Genomic DNA, 15293 nt, shown 5'->3' on the forward strand with positions numbered 1-15293 from the left:
TATTCTTCGATGCCAGCTAAACATCGGATGTATGCCTTGTCAATGGGTCACATTTCCGTATTATGGGGGAAAACATCACACTAGAGTTCGGATGTTAGTCCCGAACGCACGGAGGAAGCCATGACCTTGAAATTCGCCAGGCTGGGTACGGCCGGAAACGAACAACCGGCCGTCATCGCCCAGGACGCCCACGGCCTCGAAAAATACTTCAGCCTCACCACCCTCACCCAGGACATCGACGGCAAGTTCCTCGCCTCTGATGGCATCGAACGCACCCGTGCGGCCCTGGAAAACGGTGAACTCGCGGAAATTTCGACCGAGGGGCTGCGCATCGGCGCACCCGTCGCCCGCCCCGGCGCGGTGGTTGCCATCGGCCTGAACTACACCGCGCACGCTGCCGAATCCGGTGCCACGCCGCCCGAAGTTCCCGTGGTGTTCCTGAAGCCGAGCAACACCGTCGCGGGACCGTTCGACGCCGCCCCCATCCCGCCGTCGTCCGAAAAATACGACTGGGAAGTGGAGCTAGCCATCGTGATCGGCCGGGAAGCGTCATACCTTTCCTCCGTTGAAGAGGCGGAGATGTGCATCGCCGGCTACGCCGTGGCCAACGACCTCTCGGAGCGCGAATACCAGATTCCCGGCGCTGCCGGACAGTGGACCAAGGGCAAGACCCTCCCCGGCTCCACTCCCCTGGGACCCTGGCTGGTACCCGCTGCGGACATCGACGCCGCCAACCTCCGGCTCCGCACCCTGGTCAACGGCGAAGACCGCCAGGACTCAACCACCTCGGACATGATCTTCGACCCCGCCACGATCGTCCACCACCTCAGCCAGTACATGATCCTTGAACCGGGCGATGTGATCATCACCGGCACTCCCGAAGGCGTCGCCCTGTCCGGCCGTTTCCCCTTCATCCAGCCGGGTGACGTTGTGGAACTCGAGATTGAAGGCTTGGGCCGGCAGCGCCAGGAGTTCTACCGGGCACAAGCAGGATCGGCCCGCCCTGTTTCCTTCGCCGGCACCAACGCCTGAGGGCCGCGCCATGACCGGCAAGGAATTCGACGGCCTCGCAGCCCTCGTCACAGGCGGTGCCTCGGGTATCGGGGCGGCCATTGCGGACCGCCTCGCCGCAGGCGGCGCCCATGTGGCGGTCCTGGACCTCGCTCCGGAAACCAGCCCGCACTTCGGCGTGCACTGCAACGTGGCCGACGACGCCTCGGTGCGCACCGCCGTCGAGAGTGTCGCCCAACAGTTCGGTCGCCTGGATATCGTGATCAACAACGCCGGGATCGGCGCACAGGGTGACATCGCGGCGAACGACGACGAGGAATGGCTGCGTGTCCTCAATGTCAACGTCGTGGGCATTGCCCGCGTCAGCCGCGCGGCCTTGCCGCATCTGCGCCAATCACCGGCCGCGGCGATCGTGAACACGTGCTCCATCGCAGCGACCGCCGGCCTGCCGCAGCGGGCACTGTACTCGGCGTCAAAGGGCGCGGTCCTGTCGCTGACCCTGGCCATGGCCGCGGACCACGTCCGGGAAGGAATCCGCGTGAACTGCGTCAACCCGGGCACCGTTGATACCCCCTGGGTGGGCCGCCTGTTGGATTCGGCCGCCGACCCCGCCGGCGAGCGCGCCGCACTCAATGCCCGCCAGCCGCATGGCCGGATGGTGGACCCCGCTGAAGTGGCCGGCGCCGTCGCGTATCTGGCGAGCCCGCTGTCAGGTTCGACGTCGGGCACCTCGCTGGCGGTCGACGGCGGCATGCAGGGTCTGCGGCTGCGTCCGGTTCAGTAACGGGCCGGGGTTGTTTCAGTAGAGCCCGTTGAAGATGTTCCACCCCCAGCCAACAGTCTCCACGCCCTTCCAACCGCCGCGCCCATCGCCGTAGTACATCAGCAGTTCGCCGGCGCTGTTGACGCCGTGGATATCAGCGAAGCCGTCACGGTTGAAGTCCCCGGCACTGCCGATCTTGCCCAGCACGTTCCACCCTTGGCCTACTTGCCGTGGCGCCAACCATCCGCCGCTCCCGTTACCGCCGTAGAGGAACAGACGTCCCGCCTTGTCCTTGGCGAGGACGTCTACCGTGCCGTCGCCATTGAAATCGCCTGGCGTAATGAGCAGGTCCATGACGCCCCAGCCCTGGCCAACATGGACCCGGGGAGTCCAACCACGGGCGGCTTTGGGATAGAGGTAGAGATTGCCATTGGGTTCAGCGGCCAGGAGGTCGTTGTACCCGTCGCCGTCGAAGTCCCCGGGGCCAACGACCTTGTCCATGGCGTTCCAGCCCCAGCCGATCTCCGACGGATAGGCGTTCGCCGGGAAAGTTCCGTCTCCCCTGCCCCAGAACATCCAGAGCCTCCCCACTGCGTCAGTAGCGAGGAGCTCGGTTTTGCCGTCGCTTGTGAGGTCGCCGGCGCCAATGATCCTCGTGTAGGCGCCCCAGCCGGGGCCTATCAGCTGGGGCGGTTTCCATCCTTGCGTTGTGTCCTGGCCCGCATAGAGCATGAGCGCGCCATCTTGCCGACGTCCCAGAAGATCGAAGACTCCCCTGTCCGTGAATCCTTCCGCGCGCATGGGTTGGCTTTTGACCACTTCGGATTCCTTCACCACCACCTGCGCCGGGTGGCACGCCTGCGAGCCCGTGACCACGGCAGAGATCCGGGTTCCGACGTCCTCGATGTCGAGGTCGTAGAACTGCGAGTATGCCGGCTCCGGCGTCACCGGCTCTCCGTCGCGAAGCCACTGGATTGAGTAACCGTGCTGCGGGTCCGGGTCACAGGAGGAGAAGTACTCGTAGGCGCCACTGACTGACAAGCCGCTCCCGACATAGGCGGGGCCATTGATGCTGAAATCGTCCCGTTCCACGGCATTCGCAGCCGGAACCGGGACGGTGGAGGCCAGGATCGCGGCCAGGGTTGCGGCCCCTGCGGCTACTGCCCGCCGCAGCGAGGTTATGACGCCCAATGCAGAACCCACGTTGCTCCCTTGAACATGCTGACAGTTTCCTGCGCCCATCTTAGGTTCGCCCTCCGACGCCGTAACGCAACGGGGCCGCAACGTTCGGCAGCAGTGCTTCGCCTATGCTCAACTCCAAGGAATCAACGGCGACTCACTTACTGCCCAGGAGAAGAACTCATGACCAATTGGCGCATCCGGGACTTTCACTCGTCCGATCTTGACGGGATCCTGCACCTCTGGGAGTCGCTCAAGGCCGACGGCGTGGAGCCCGTCTATGCGTTATCGGAAGTCCTTGCATCCTGCGAGAAGGACCACGCGGTGGTGGCGGTGCAGGGCGAGCAGGTGGTGGGCGCCGCCGTCGGACGTGCCGCGCACGACCAAGGCTGGATCGTTTTCCTCGCCACCCTCACCGAGTTCCGCGGGCGGGGCATCGGCACCTCGCTGCTGTCCGCCGTCGAGAACCGCATGGCCCCGCACGGCCTGAACAAGCTGTCCGCACTGATGCCGGAAACCGAAACGCGCGTGGAAGCGTTCCTGGGCCGCGGCTTCGTGGTCAAGAAGAACCTGCGGTATTTCGAGCGGACCATTCCCGTGCAGCGCCAGGAGCTCGGCGCGTTGGGTCTGCTGGGCGGGCGGATCCTGGCGCGTGATCTCTGGGAGAACGTGGCGGGCATGCGCCGCGAGAAGGAACTGCTGGAGCGCCGCCTGGTCCTTCCCCTGGCCGAGGCCGACCTCGCGGACGAATACGGCGTGGTTCCTCCGCGGGCAGTGGTGCTGTTCGGTCCTCCGGGCACGGGCAAGACCACCTTTGCCAAGGCCATCGCATCGCGTTTGGAGTGGCCGTTTGTTGAGGTGTTCCCATCCCGGCTGGCCTCGGATCCCAAGGGCCTGGCCGGTGCACTGCGGGAGACCTTCCTGGAAATCGCCGAATTGGAGCACGCTGTGGTGTTCATCGACGAGGTGGAGGAGATTGCCTCCCAGCGTGCCGGGGATCCGCCGTCGCCGCTGCAGGGCGTCACCAATGAACTCCTCAAGATCATCCCCGCCTTCCGCGAACAGCCCGGTCGTTTGCTGGTCTGCGCCACCAACTTCATCCGCGCACTCGATACCGCGTTCCTTCGCCACGGGCGCTTCGACTACGTCATTCCCATCGGGCTGCCGGACGTCCACGCCCGTGAGGCCATGTGGCAGCGCTTCATTCCGGCGTCGGTGGTGGATGCCGTGGACATCGCCCAGTTGGTGGAGCGGACGGAAGGTTTCTCGCCGGCGGACATTGAGTTCGCGGCGCGCAGCGCCTCCCAGCGTGCCCTGGAGAAAGCCGTGTACGACGACGGTGCTGCCGCCCCCAACGGACGGAAGGGTCCGGTCACGCAGGACTACCTCGACGCGATCGCCGATACCCGGACGACCGTGAGCGCCGAAGTGCACCAGGACTTCCTGGAAGACATCGACGTCCTGGGCCGCGTGTAGGCTTCTGGCCGCGGAAACGCCGGAGCCGTGCGGGAACGCCGGAGCCGTCCAGCGATCTGGACGCGAACCGGCGATCTGGACGCAATCCGGCGATCCGCCGGTAATCTTTGAGCCATGTCCACGAATCCCCTTCGCCATGCCCTCTCCCGGATGGGCGGCCGTGATCCTCACGAGAAGCACCGAACGGCCACCCCGCTTGAGCTGTTCTTCGACCTGACGTTTGTCATCGCTTTCGGCGTCGCCGGTAACCAGTTCGCGCATGCCGTGGCTGAAGCCCATGTTGGGCCGGGTTTGCTCGGATTCTGCTACGCCATGTTCGCGGTGATCTGGGCATGGGTGAACTTCACGTGGTTTGCCAGCGCCTATGACACCGACGACTGGGTCTTCAGGGTGGTCACGATGGTCCAGATGGTGGGGGTCCTCATCCTCGCCATGGGCATCGAACCGATGTTCCATTCACTGGTGGAGGGTGACCACGTCAATAACGTGGCCATCCTCATCGGCTACATCATCATGCGCGTTGCCCTGATCTTCCAATGGCTGCGTGCGGCCCGCCAGGACCCCGAACGCCGTGAGACCTGCCTCCGCTACGCCAAGTACCTGGCGCTGGTGCAGGTGGGTTGGGTCGTAGCGTTGGTGATCGAAACCGATGTGCTCACCACGTTCCTTTTGGCCGCACCCTTGTTCGTCCTGGAGATGTCCGTCCCTGGGCTTGCCGAACGCAAAGCCCGCACGCCTTGGCACGCGCACCACATTGCCGAAAGGTATGGCCTGCTCGCGATCATCGCCCTGGGCGAATGCCTGGTTGGCGCCATTGAGACGCTCCGGGCCATCGTTGCCCTGCACGGCTGGACGCTGGATGCCGCGCTGGTCGGCTTCAGCGGCACTGGGCTGGCCTTCGCCATGTGGTGGATCTACTTCATCCTGCCGTCAGGCCCCGCGCTCCATTTCCAACGGCACCGCTCCTGGGTGTTCGGCTACGGGCACATGTTCATTTTCGCTGCGATTGCCGCCACGGGTGCCGGGCTGCACATCGCTGCCTACTTCATCGACCACGAGGCCAACATCAGCGGGGCAGCGGCCGTGGCCTCGATCGCCATTCCCATTGTTTTGTTCAAGGTTTCCCTGACCACGCTCTACGGCATCATGCTCAATCCGGATCGGGAGCTGCTCTGGAGCACAGCGGTGGTGGTTCTTGGCCTGGCGGGAAGTATCGGCATGGCTGCAGCGGGCGCATCCGTGCCTCTGTGCATGCTGGAAATGATGCTGGCGCTGGGCCTGTCCATCGCATACGACGAACGGCGTGGGCATAAGGGCCGTGCCGCGGCACTTCGCCGGCTGGAAGCTGCGGCCGGCTAGGGCAAGCTACCTGGGGGGCTTAGGGCGGGCACGGGTGCGCCCCAGGCCCGCCCCGCCACGCAGCTACTCAGCTACTCAGCTACTCAGGAACGATCTCGTCCAGTTCCGCAAGCAGGTGCGGGTTGATCCGCTCAAGGATCTGCTGGACTTCCTCGCGCGGAACTGCCGAATACAGCACCGGGCGGGCATCGGCGTAGCGGGTTACCGGGGGTTTGTCCGGCCATTTCTCCGCGAGGGCCCGGACCCGTTCCGGCAAGGAGTTATGGGCGTTGTCCGCGATCTTTACCAACGTGGCGTCGTGGTCCTCCGCAACGTAACGGATGCCGGCGTCGTAATCATCGGGAGCGTCGTGGAAGCGGCGGGTGACGCGCTCGATAATGGCCAGTGCCCGCTCTGACACGCCCATCTCCAGCAGCGCTTGCCGGGTGATGGGCGTGTCCTCGGCGATGTCGTGAAGGTACCCCGCAATCCGGATATCCTCGTCAAAATCGGCAAGGGCATCGCCGACAGCCAGGACATGCTCCCGGTACGGGCGCTTCAGTTTGTCCTTCTGGCGGTTGTGGGCCACCTCCGCCAGGACCTTGGCTGTCTCTACGGTGAAGCGTGGTTCGGTCATGCTGGCCTCCGGCTTGGCAACGGACCTGCGGGGACAGGTCCTTTTACTCAGGCTATCCGCTGTTGCCGCGCCGGAAGTACCTGCCTAGGAGTCCTGGACGGCCCGGGCGGCGATCGCAACGGTCACGGCCCTGGGCAACCGCTGGGCGAAGGCAGCGCCTACCCGGTTCATCCACCCGGAGACAACGCTGCCGGGAGTGACCTTGCGGTCCAGCGCCTTGATGGCCGTCTCCACCACCTGGGCGGAGGTCTGCATCCTGCCCACCGCCGCGGACTGGCTGCCCAGGACATCGAAGAACTCCGTGCGTGTGGCCCCCGGGCAGAGGGCCAGGACATTGAGCCCCGAATCCTTGGTTTCATGGGCGACGGCTTCCGTGAAGCTCAGCACGAAGGCCTTGGTTGCGCCGTAGACCGCCATGCCGGGAATCGGCTGGAAAGCAGCCGTGCTGGCCACATTCACCAGCGCGCCCTTGCCCGACTCAAGCATTCCGGGCAGGAAGGCCCGCGTAATATCCACCAGGGCAGCTACGTTGAGCGAGATCTCGGAGGCAATAACGGCCGGGTCTTCCTCCACCAACAGGCCATGGGTGCCGAAGCCGGCATTGTTGATCAAGGTGTCCACGGTGATGCCGCGTCCGGCCAGTTCCTTGAAGAGCTCTGCGCCTACGCCTGCCCGGCCCAGATCCATGGGCAGCACTGTCACGGTGATGCCGTGCTCGCTGCGCAGTTGCTGCGCCAAATCTTCCAGGCGGTCAACACGACGGGCAACCAGGACGAGGTTGGAACCCCGGGCGGCGAAGCGCTGCGCGAATTCGGCGCCGAGCCCGGAACTGGCTCCCGTGATGAGCGCGGTGGTGTCGGAGTAGGTCATGGTCATGATGGGGTCCAATCGTCGGGGCGGGAAATGCTGGGGCGGGGACTGATGTAGTCGCTGTCTACATGGTAGGCAGTGGCTACATTGTTGTCAATGCCTACATTGGCCTAGACTTGACCCATGATCGAACAGCCATACCACCACGGCAAACTTCGGGAAGCCCTCTTGGAGCGCGCCATGGAAACCATCGAGGAGGCCGGCGTCGATGGTCTTTCCCTCCGCCAACTCGCCCGCGACGTGAACGTCAGCCACGGGGCCCCAGCCAAGCACTTCCGTGACAAGCAGGCGTTGATCGACGCCTTGGCGATGGCAGGCTTTGAATCGATGAACCACCGCATCCGCACAGCCGCGGAGTCCGGCGGCACCCTCCAGGAGCGCTTTGTCAGCGTCGCGAAAGCCTACGTCGGATTCGCGGTTTCCCGGCCCGCCCTGCTGACCGTCATGTACTCCACCAAGCATCACCCGGATTCCAGCGCCGAGCTTCGAAACACCGGTGGGCAGGGAATCGAAATAGCCCAGGCAATGATCATCGAAGCCCAGGATGCCGGCGAGCTGACCCCCGGCGACCCCGAAACGTTGGCCATGGTGTGCTTCGTCAGCCTTCACGGCGCGGCGCTGCTCGCGGCCGGCAAGCATCTGGAGGGAACGACGGTGGATGCCATGGTCTCCGCCACCACCGACACCCTCTGGGCAGGCATGGCTGCGGGTGTGCCCGCAGCCAAAATCACGCAGGCAAGCCACGCAGGGCAGCGCAACTAGCCCAGCGCAACAGCCCTGCGCTGGATCTACGGCGTCAGGCCGGCAATGGCTTCCCGCACCGCGGAGCTTAGCTGGAAGTTACGGCAGCCCACTCCCCCTGGCTCGGCCTGCTGCGGCACGTAGCCAAAGCCGAGCTCATACACAGGGTCCGCAAACCCCAAAGAGGCGCTGGCGCCGTCGTGCCCGAACGCCCGGTAACTGCCAAACGGCATCCGGCTGTGCGACTTCATGAAAACGGTCCCGAAGCAGCCGGTCTCACCGAAAACCCGGTCAATGCCGAAGACTTGCTCAGCGGTCACGGCGCGGATGGTCTCTTCAGCCAGCAAGGGCGCGACGGCGGTTTGCCCGCCGCCCAGCGCCTGCCCGGGTTCGCCGGCCAGGCCCGTCGAAGCCGCAGCATAGATTCTGGCCATGCCATCTGCACTGGACACGCCTGCCGCCGAGCTCAGTCCCGCGGCACGGACTTCGCGGATATTGGGCAGGTCCAGGATGTCGCCAACAGCGGCGTTCGCGGCAAGGCCGAAATGGCTTGCCGGGTCCACCCATGGCCAGGAAGGATCAGCTGCCCATCGGAAGGGCGCAAAGCGGGACTCCTCGGATTCGGGGAGCCCAAGGTAAAAGTGCGCACCGGTCACGGCCCGGATACGGCGTTCGAAAAGCTCCTGGAGCGTCGAGCCTGTGATCCGACGACACAACTCCTCCATGAAGATTCCGATGCTGAGCGCGTGGTAGCCGAACGCTGCACCGGGCTTCCACAGCGGGGGCAACGCGGCGAGCCTCGCCGCAGCCAGCGCAGAGTTGTTGACCTCGTCCAGGGTCAGGCCTCCCTCGGGCCCCAACAGTCCGGCCTGATGGGACAGGAGCTGCGCAACCGTGATCGAGGCTTTGCCTTCGACGCCGAATTCGGGCCAGTACTTGACCACCTCGGCGTCAAGGTCCAGCTGGCCGTCCTGCACCAGCAAGGCCATGACCAGGCCCGCCATACCCTTGGAACAGGAGAACACTCCTGTGACGGAGTCGGGGCGGATATGCGGCCCCCCACTCAGGTCCAGGACTTTGACACCGCGATGATACGCGGCCACCTGGGCGGAATATTCCGGATCCTGGGCCAGGAAACGGCCGAAGAGTTCGGCGACGGATTCGAAACCGGGGGCGACCATCTGTGAATGCATCCAGCCAGCCTACGTGGTGCCCTCCTCAGACCTGGGGAGTTATCCACACCCAGGGCTCTTTGGGCAGCCTCGACGGATCGAATTCCGCCAGGGCGTCCCGCAGTGATCCACCGGGCAGGCCGAGCGATTCCAGCATCAGGCCGCGGACACGCGCGGCGGGGATCCCGACGGCGGCGAGGTCGTCCAGCGTTACGGCACCGTCGCGCTTTGCCAGCCTGACGCCGTCGTGGTTCACCACCAACGGAACATGCGCATATACGGGAACCGGCAAGCCCAACAGCGTCGCCAAGTACGCCTGCCGCGGGGTGGAGGGAAGGAGGTCGTCCCCGCGAACCACCTGGTCGATTCCCTGGGCGGCGTCGTCCACCACCACGGCCAGGTTGTAGGCAGTGACGCCGTCATTGCGACGCAGCACAAAGTCGTCCACCACGCCCTCAAACGTGCCGTGCAACTGGTCCTCAACAGGCCACCCGCCAACCCCGGACAGCAGACGGATCGACGCCGGGCGTGAGGCGCGCCTGATCTCACGCTCGGCGTGGGACAACCGCCGGCACGTCCCGGGGTAGGCCCCATGCGGAGCATGCGGGGCGGAAGGCGCTTCCTGGATCTCACGTCGGGTGCAGAAACACTCGTAGGTGCGCCCCTCCGACGTCAGGCGCTGGATCGCAGCGTCGTAAAGTGCCGCGCGCTCAGTCTGGCGCACCACATCCGCATCCCACGTGATGCCGATGGCCCGCAGATCACGGAGCTGCCCGGTTTCCGCGCCGGACCTGGCACGGTCAAGATCTTCCACGCGCAGCAGGAAATCACGGCCAGTGGACTTCGCGAACAGCCATGCCAGGATGGCCGTGCGGAGGTTGCCAACGTGCAGCTCGCCGGACGGGCTGGGGGCAAATCGCCCTGCGGAAGTCATGCACCAAGCCTATGTGCCATCCCTGCACAGCCGGGCAACACAGCCGGGCAACACAAGAGCCCCTCAGCTACCGCAACGATCCGGTGGCTCAGGGGCTCTTGCTGTGCTGTCCGCATCGGCGGACGAGTGCAGAATGACAATGCTGTGAACAAGAGTCAATCAGCGGCTGCTTCCTTGCGGGAAACCTGTACAGGGCTCCGGGTGGTGTTCCGGGTGCCTGTTGCCGGCGGGCTTCGGCGGTAGCCTCGTCCTGCTTCGTTGTCATCATTTCAACAGGGGGCATACAGTAGGTGCAACAGGAAGTCATTTTCTTGATCGATCTGACTACTCCAGAAACAAAAATCCGACAGGAAGTGGTCATTTTGCAGGAACTCGACGCAACCGACCGCAGAATCCTCGCTGCGCTCGACGACGATCCCCGCGTTCCCATCATGGTCCTGGCCCAGAAGCTGCACCTCGCGCGAGGGACGGTCCAATCCCGCCTGGAACGCATGACAACCTCCGGCGCCCTGCGTGCCAACAGCAGCCGCGTCCTGCCATCTGCCCTGGGCCGTGGCGTGGCTGCGGCGGTCAGCGCAGAGCTCGACCAAAGCCACCTGAACGAGGCCATCGCGGCCTTGCGCGAAATCCCGGAAGTCCTGGAATGCCACGCACCCGCCGGCGATACCGACCTCATCATCAGGGTGGTGGCCAAGAGCCCCGACGACCTCTACCGGGTGTCGGAGGAAATCCGGCTGTGCCCCGGTATCGTCCGGACCTCCACCAGCATGTTCCTCCGTGAGGTGATTCCGTACCGAACAACGGGCCTGCTTCTGGAGTAGTTCTGCACATAGGGAAGTTGTCCCCATGTGCCATGCTCCGCAGGCGGCCTAGGATGGGGCCAGATCATCAGCACACAACAATGGGGGCGACGTGGCGGGTAACTTCTATGGCTCAGACGTCGCACAGCTGCGTCAGCTGGCCAAGGAACTGGCCCGCAATGCGGACAGCCTCACCACCTTGGGACAACAGTTGTCGGGGTCCATCACCAACAGTCCCTGGCGGGGGAACGACGGCGACCGGTTCCGTCACGAATGGAACAGCTCGCACTTGCGGGCCCTCCAGAGCGCGGCTTCCGGCATCAAGGCCGCTTCCCGGAGCCTGTTGAAGAACGCCGACGAACAGGCCGCCGCGAGCAATGGCGGGGCCGGCGGATCCGGCTCCGGCGGCGCTGGCGGAACCGGCGGCTCCGGCGGAAACGGCGGCTCCGGCGGAAACGGCCAGGAGCTCACGGATCTGCTGAACGGAATGACGCCCGAAGAGCGGGCACAGTACCTTCGAAGCGACGAATTCAAGAAGTGGGCGCTCGAACATCCCCAGGACGCCAAGGCCGCCATGGATGCCGCAGCCGACTCGGGCCTGATCGAGAAGAAATCGCCCGAGTACTCCCAGTTCCTCAGCGATTACTGGAACCAACAAGCCATGCGGGAGATGGGGATCGACCCGTCCACGTGGGACACCAGCAAGGGTACCGAGTACAACTGGGAAACCATCAAAAAGGTCTACGACTTCTACGGGCAGGCTTTCCTGTCCAACCCGGACCTTCAGTGGGCCGGCATGGCGAATATGATCGGCCCTTCCTTCGCCGGCGGGTTCAAGGACATGGCCATGCTCCGCGATCTGGCACAGCAGATCGCCGACAATCCGGCGTCGGACATCCCCATCCCGGTTCTCGACCAGATCGAGCAGCTTGCCGGCATGACCGACGCCGAGATCAAGTTCTACGAAACGTCCATGCTGGACATGAACAAAGAGATCTTCCTGGACCAGGCCCGGCAGCACGAGGCCTACATGAACGGTGGAATCGACGAAATCAACCGCCTCAGGGACTCTGGTGCGATCGACCCGGAAACTGCGAAAGCATGGGCCCAGATTGATTCCGGCGATCCCGCACAGGTCAAGGAAGGCAACACGGCCCTGTTGTACCGGGAGCAGAACGAGATCATCGCCGACGATTACACTGACATGCGCAACCATCCGGGAGGGGAAGCCGTGACGTACATGGTCACCCTCGCCGGCGAGCCTTCGATTCCCGGCGCGAAAAGCTACCCGGAAGTCTTCCCCTACAAGTTCAGCGTGGAAAGCCCCGGCCCGGAGAACCTGCCCTTCACCAACTGGGACAACCCGACGCAGTTCCGGACGGACTTCACCACCGGCTTCCCGGACGGCAACATCGCCGACGCCGAGCAACGCTGGGCCCTCATCAAGCAGGACACCCTCCCCGCTTACCAGGACCTGCTGGCCAACAATCCCCAACAGGCCCGGGACATCATAGGTTCGGATTTCAACGACCGCGTTGAACAGTACAGACCCACCAACAACATTCCGGGAATCATGGACCGCTTCCTGGACGGCTTCGATGCCGAGGTTCACCAATGACCCGGACCAAGTGGCTTTCGCGGCTGGCAATCGCCGTGGCGGCTGGCTTGGGAATCCTCACCACCACCGCATGCCAGTTATCCGTCCCCGCTTCTCCATCAACTTCCCAAGGGAGCACAGTGATTACCTCGGAATTCTCCACGCTTGATGCCGCAGGTGTCGACCGGATCAGGACCGACAAGCAAGCGCGCCTGGACATGAGCAGCGGCAGCCTGCAGAAATCGGCTGTGCGTGTATCCGAGGACAGCTACGGCCCGGAAATCAACACCCAGGACTCCGGGAAGATCAACCTGGCCATTGTCGGCCCCAGCGGAGAGATCACCGCACAAACGGACCGGATCCGGTTCAAGACCACCGACGCGCGCCCTGATTTCACCGAGGTCACGTACTTCCTCACTGCAGCTTCCGCAGAGGAATTCAACGCCCTGATCCGTGAGGGAGTGGACAAGTACGGCATCGACGCCGACGACGCCGAACGCTGGATTTCCTCCACCAGCAAGGACCCTTCCGCCAAGAGCGACTACTCATTGACGTCGGGGACCAGCACCGGGCTGGAGGTCAATTACGACCTCCGCTTCGACGGCTCCAAAGACACCCAAGTCATCATCGTGCACGTGAGCCCGGCCAGCTGAACGGCGAGCTGAACGGCCTGCGGGCAGGCTAAACCGGCGGCCCGATGTTGGTCTTCAGGTTCTTCATGACCAACGTTGACGTCAGCCGTTCCACCGCTGGAAGGGCCGCAAGCTCGTCGTCGTAGAAACGCTGATAAGCGGGCAGGTCCGCGGCAATGACCTTCAACAGGTAATCGGGCGAACCAAACAGGCGCTGGGCCTCCACGATGTTGGGGCTGGCGGTGACCCTGGCCTCGAAGGCGGCCATCGTTCCCCGGTCCACTTGGCGCAAAGTCACAAAGACGATCGCCTCGAAACCAAGCCCCACGGCGGCGGGGTCGATGTCTGCGCGGTATCCGCGGATGACCCCTGTCGCTTCCAGGTCGCGGAGCCTTCGATGGCAAGGAGCGACGGTTAAACCGACTTTGGAAGCCAGCGCTGTGGCCGTCATCCGCCCATCCTCTTTGAGGTGGCGCAAAATACTTCTATCGATACCGTCAATCACGCAATTATCTTACCGAGAACCGGCTCTTCAGAGCTAAAAACGGGAACACTTATGGGCGCTTTTTACCTAGAGTTTTCGTACCAACTAACTCTGGAGAGATCGTGAACCCGCAGCTGTTCCTCGCCTTCGTCCTCGTGGCAGTCACCCTGGCCTGCACACCGGGAGTCGACTGGGCGTACTCGATTTCGGCGGGCCTGCGTCAGCGCAGCTTCGTTCCCGCTGTTGCCGGCCTCTGCAGCGGTTACGTGATCCACACGCTCTTGATGGCTGCCGGACTCGCTGCGCTCCTGGCCGGGGTTCCCGGGCTCCTCGGGTGGCTGACCATCGCCGGTGCGGCCTACCTGCTGTGGCTTGGCATCGGCACCATCCGCTCGTGGCGAGCCGCAACCTTCAGTGCGGAAGACGGCGTCGTGAATTCCGGAAACCAGATCCGCACGTTCTTCCAGGGCATGGGCACCAGCGGCATCAACCCCAAGGGGCTCCTGTTCTTCGTGGCCCTGGTGCCGCAGTTCGTCAGCCCGGATGCGGCGCTGCCCGTCCCGGTGCAGTCGGGCTTGCTGGGGTTGACGTTCGTGATCCTTGCAGGAATGGTCTACACCGCCGTGGCCCTGACCTCCAGGAAGCTGCTGGCCTCCCGGCCCGGCGCCGCACGGGCCGTCACCCTGACCAGCGGGATCGTCATGATCGGGCTGGGGACGGTGCTGTTGTCGGAGCAGGTTCTTCCACTCGTGCTGCGCTTCCAGGCGTTCTAGGTGGCGAGCAGTTCGTCCAGGCGCTCATACCCTTCCACCACTCCGTAGTTCATTCCGGTCGCCAAGGCCATGTCGCGCGCTTCAACCGTTGGGTAGACCTCGTGCGCCACGATCCGGGTGCGGCCGTCGATTTCCTCGAAGGTGGTGCTGCTAATGCCGACCTGGTTGGGGGCTCCATCGAATTCGAACGTCATGATGATCAGCTCATCCGCATCCACTGTGTGGAAGATGCCATGGAAACCAAACATCTCGTCCCCATGTCCGCTTTCGTAGTGCCAGCTGCCGCCGGCGGTCGCGTCGTACTTGGTGACGTTCAGCGTGGCGTCCCGGGGCCCCAGCCACTTGGCCAGGAGGTCCGGATCAACGTGGGCTTTGAAAACCGCACTGACGGGGGCGTCGAATTCCCGAACGGTATCGACGAAGGGGGCGCCGTCGTCTGCGGTGATGGTGGTTTCGTTGCTCATTGCAGTTCCTCTTTCTTTGCTTGTTCCTGTGGGGAGGTGTGGGTGGCGAGCAGCTGGTCGAGCCGCCGGAAGCGGGACTCGGCGATCAGGCGGTACTGATCAATCCACGCCGTCAGGCGTTCCAGTGCTGCGGCGTCCAGGTGGACGGGCCTGCGCTGGGCCTCCCGGGAGCGGGTCACCAGGCCTGCGTGTTCCAGGACCTGGATGTGCTTGGAAACCGCCTGCTTGGAAATGGCGAACGGTTCCGCGAGCTCGTTGACGGTGGCATCTCCCCGGGAAAGCCGGGCAACGATGGCCCGCCGGACCGGATCCGCCAGCGCCATAAAGGCCTTGTCCAGGGCGTCTTGGCCTGGAGCATCCTGTGTCATTTACCAGCAAACCTTCCTTAATCAACCAATCGCTTGATAAATCAATTGGTTGAT

17 protein-coding genes are annotated in these 15293 nt (G+C 64.1%); 9 read left to right on the forward strand and 8 right to left on the reverse strand.

The window, feature by feature from the left end:
- The first annotated feature begins 120 nt into the window (after positions 1-120).
- Together PYR64_RS17615 and PYR64_RS17620 are read left to right on the forward strand one after the other, a co-directional pair.
- Complete coding sequence (locus tag PYR64_RS17615) at positions 121-1032, forward strand: fumarylacetoacetate hydrolase family protein (protein WP_275776696.1); 912 nt, start codon at positions 121-123, stop codon at positions 1030-1032.
- 10 nt (positions 1033-1042) lie between these two features.
- On the forward strand, positions 1043-1795 hold the full coding sequence (locus PYR64_RS17620) for an SDR family oxidoreductase (RefSeq protein ID WP_275776698.1): 753 nt from the start codon (positions 1043-1045) through the stop codon (positions 1793-1795).
- Positions 1796-1810: 15 nt separating this feature from the next.
- Here the strand turns inward: PYR64_RS17620 and PYR64_RS17625 are convergent, their stop codons facing one another.
- A complete protein-coding gene (locus PYR64_RS17625) occupies positions 1811-2977 on the reverse strand; it encodes a VCBS repeat-containing protein (RefSeq protein WP_275776700.1) in 1167 nt (388 codons plus the stop codon).
- 159 nt (positions 2978-3136) lie between these two features.
- Here PYR64_RS17625 and PYR64_RS17630 point away from each other — a divergent pair, with 159 nt between their 5' ends.
- Together PYR64_RS17630 and PYR64_RS17635 are read left to right on the forward strand one after the other, a co-directional pair.
- On the forward strand, positions 3137-4429 hold the full coding sequence (locus PYR64_RS17630; RefSeq protein WP_275776702.1) for a GNAT family N-acetyltransferase: 1293 nt from the start codon (positions 3137-3139) through the stop codon (positions 4427-4429).
- A 114-nt stretch (positions 4430-4543) separates the two neighbouring features.
- Positions 4544-5788, forward strand: coding sequence for a low temperature requirement protein A (locus PYR64_RS17635; protein ID WP_275776704.1), 1245 nt, complete (start codon positions 4544-4546; stop codon positions 5786-5788).
- A 79-nt stretch (positions 5789-5867) separates the two neighbouring features.
- Here PYR64_RS17635 and PYR64_RS17640 read toward each other — a convergent pair whose 3' ends face one another.
- Positions 5868-6404, reverse strand: coding sequence for an HD domain-containing protein (locus PYR64_RS17640; protein ID WP_275776706.1), 537 nt, complete (start codon positions 6402-6404; stop codon positions 5868-5870).
- A gap of 84 nt (positions 6405-6488) precedes the next feature.
- The gene (locus PYR64_RS17645; RefSeq protein WP_039243241.1) at positions 6489-7280 is read right to left on the reverse strand and encodes an SDR family oxidoreductase; all 792 of its coding nucleotides are present in this window, start codon (positions 7278-7280) and stop codon (positions 6489-6491) included.
- Between the two features lie 117 nt (positions 7281-7397).
- Between PYR64_RS17645 and PYR64_RS17650 the strand changes: the two genes are divergently transcribed.
- On the forward strand, positions 7398-8036 hold the full coding sequence (locus PYR64_RS17650; RefSeq protein ID WP_275776708.1) for a TetR/AcrR family transcriptional regulator: 639 nt from the start codon (positions 7398-7400) through the stop codon (positions 8034-8036).
- Between the two features lie 26 nt (positions 8037-8062).
- On the opposite strand, the gene PYR64_RS17655 is transcribed toward PYR64_RS17650, so the two are convergent.
- Both PYR64_RS17655 and gluQRS read right to left on the reverse strand, forming a co-directional pair.
- Positions 8063-9208 (reverse strand): serine hydrolase domain-containing protein, encoded by a 1146-nt coding sequence (locus tag PYR64_RS17655; RefSeq protein WP_275776710.1) that lies wholly within the window; start codon positions 9206-9208, stop codon positions 8063-8065.
- A gap of 25 nt (positions 9209-9233) precedes the next feature.
- Positions 9234-10121, reverse strand: coding sequence for a tRNA glutamyl-Q(34) synthetase GluQRS (gluQRS, locus tag PYR64_RS17660; RefSeq protein WP_275776712.1), 888 nt, complete (start codon positions 10119-10121; stop codon positions 9234-9236).
- 362 nt (positions 10122-10483) lie between these two features.
- Here gluQRS and PYR64_RS17665 point away from each other — a divergent pair, with 362 nt between their 5' ends.
- The 3 genes from PYR64_RS17665 (at position 10484) to PYR64_RS17675 (ending at position 13171) form a co-directional block, all read left to right on the forward strand.
- On the forward strand, positions 10484-10942 hold the full coding sequence (locus tag PYR64_RS17665) for an Lrp/AsnC family transcriptional regulator (protein WP_026267476.1): 459 nt from the start codon (positions 10484-10486) through the stop codon (positions 10940-10942).
- A gap of 91 nt (positions 10943-11033) precedes the next feature.
- The gene (locus PYR64_RS17670) at positions 11034-12539 is read left to right on the forward strand and encodes a WXG100 family type VII secretion target (protein ID WP_275776714.1); all 1506 of its coding nucleotides are present in this window, start codon (positions 11034-11036) and stop codon (positions 12537-12539) included.
- Positions 12536-13171: a hypothetical protein gene (locus PYR64_RS17675; protein ID WP_275776716.1), complete on the forward strand. Its 636-nt coding sequence runs from the start codon at positions 12536-12538 to the stop codon at positions 13169-13171. Before PYR64_RS17670 ends, PYR64_RS17675 begins: the two co-directional genes overlap by 4 nt.
- Positions 13172-13199: 28 nt before the next feature.
- On the opposite strand, the gene PYR64_RS17680 is transcribed toward PYR64_RS17675, so the two are convergent.
- Complete coding sequence (locus tag PYR64_RS17680) at positions 13200-13655, reverse strand: Lrp/AsnC family transcriptional regulator (RefSeq protein WP_082010247.1); 456 nt, start codon at positions 13653-13655, stop codon at positions 13200-13202.
- 101 nt (positions 13656-13756) lie between these two features.
- Between PYR64_RS17680 and PYR64_RS17685 the strand changes: the two genes are divergently transcribed.
- Entirely contained in the window at positions 13757-14407 is a 651-nt protein-coding gene (locus tag PYR64_RS17685; protein WP_275776720.1) for a LysE family translocator, read from the forward strand.
- On the opposite strand, the gene PYR64_RS17690 is transcribed toward PYR64_RS17685, so the two are convergent.
- Both PYR64_RS17690 and PYR64_RS17695 read right to left on the reverse strand, forming a co-directional pair.
- Entirely contained in the window at positions 14404-14871 is a 468-nt protein-coding gene (locus PYR64_RS17690; protein ID WP_275776723.1) for an SRPBCC family protein, read from the reverse strand. The two genes, PYR64_RS17685 and PYR64_RS17690, sit on opposite strands and share 4 nt — an antisense overlap.
- Entirely contained in the window at positions 14868-15239 is a 372-nt protein-coding gene (locus PYR64_RS17695; RefSeq protein ID WP_275776725.1) for a metalloregulator ArsR/SmtB family transcription factor, read from the reverse strand. The genes PYR64_RS17690 and PYR64_RS17695 overlap by 4 nt, the downstream gene beginning before the upstream one ends.
- Positions 15240-15293: the final 54 nt, after the last annotated feature.

Source organism: Paenarthrobacter sp. Y-19, from assembly GCF_029223985.1.
Lineage (GTDB): Bacteria > Actinomycetota > Actinomycetes > Actinomycetales > Micrococcaceae > Arthrobacter > Arthrobacter nicotinovorans.

What these genes read in the sequence shown, in the direction of transcription:
- PYR64_RS17615 (WP_275776696.1), top strand. Translation starts at nt 121, where the DNA reads ATGACCTTGAAATTCGCCAGGCTGGGTACGGCCGGAAACGAACAACCG.
- PYR64_RS17620 (WP_275776698.1), top strand. Translation starts at nt 1,043, where the DNA reads ATGACCGGCAAGGAATTCGACGGCCTCGCAGCCCTCGTCACAGGCGGT.
- PYR64_RS17630 (WP_275776702.1), top strand. Translation starts at nt 3,137, where the DNA reads ATGACCAATTGGCGCATCCGGGACTTTCACTCGTCCGATCTTGACGGG.
- PYR64_RS17635 (WP_275776704.1), top strand. Translation starts at nt 4,544, where the DNA reads ATGTCCACGAATCCCCTTCGCCATGCCCTCTCCCGGATGGGCGGCCGT.
- PYR64_RS17640 (WP_275776706.1), bottom strand. Translation starts at nt 6,404, where the DNA reads ATGACCGAACCACGCTTCACCGTAGAGACAGCCAAGGTCCTGGCGGAG.
- PYR64_RS17645 (WP_039243241.1), bottom strand. Translation starts at nt 7,280, where the DNA reads ATGACCATGACCTACTCCGACACCACCGCGCTCATCACGGGAGCCAGT.
- PYR64_RS17650 (WP_275776708.1), top strand. Translation starts at nt 7,398, where the DNA reads ATGATCGAACAGCCATACCACCACGGCAAACTTCGGGAAGCCCTCTTG.
- PYR64_RS17655 (WP_275776710.1), bottom strand. Translation starts at nt 9,208, where the DNA reads ATGCATTCACAGATGGTCGCCCCCGGTTTCGAATCCGTCGCCGAACTC.
- gluQRS (WP_275776712.1), bottom strand. Translation starts at nt 10,121, where the DNA reads ATGACTTCCGCAGGGCGATTTGCCCCCAGCCCGTCCGGCGAGCTGCAC.
- PYR64_RS17675 (WP_275776716.1), top strand. Translation starts at nt 12,536, where the DNA reads ATGACCCGGACCAAGTGGCTTTCGCGGCTGGCAATCGCCGTGGCGGCT.
- PYR64_RS17690 (WP_275776723.1), bottom strand. Translation starts at nt 14,871, where the DNA reads ATGAGCAACGAAACCACCATCACCGCAGACGACGGCGCCCCCTTCGTC.
- PYR64_RS17695 (WP_275776725.1), bottom strand. Translation starts at nt 15,239, where the DNA reads ATGACACAGGATGCTCCAGGCCAAGACGCCCTGGACAAGGCCTTTATG.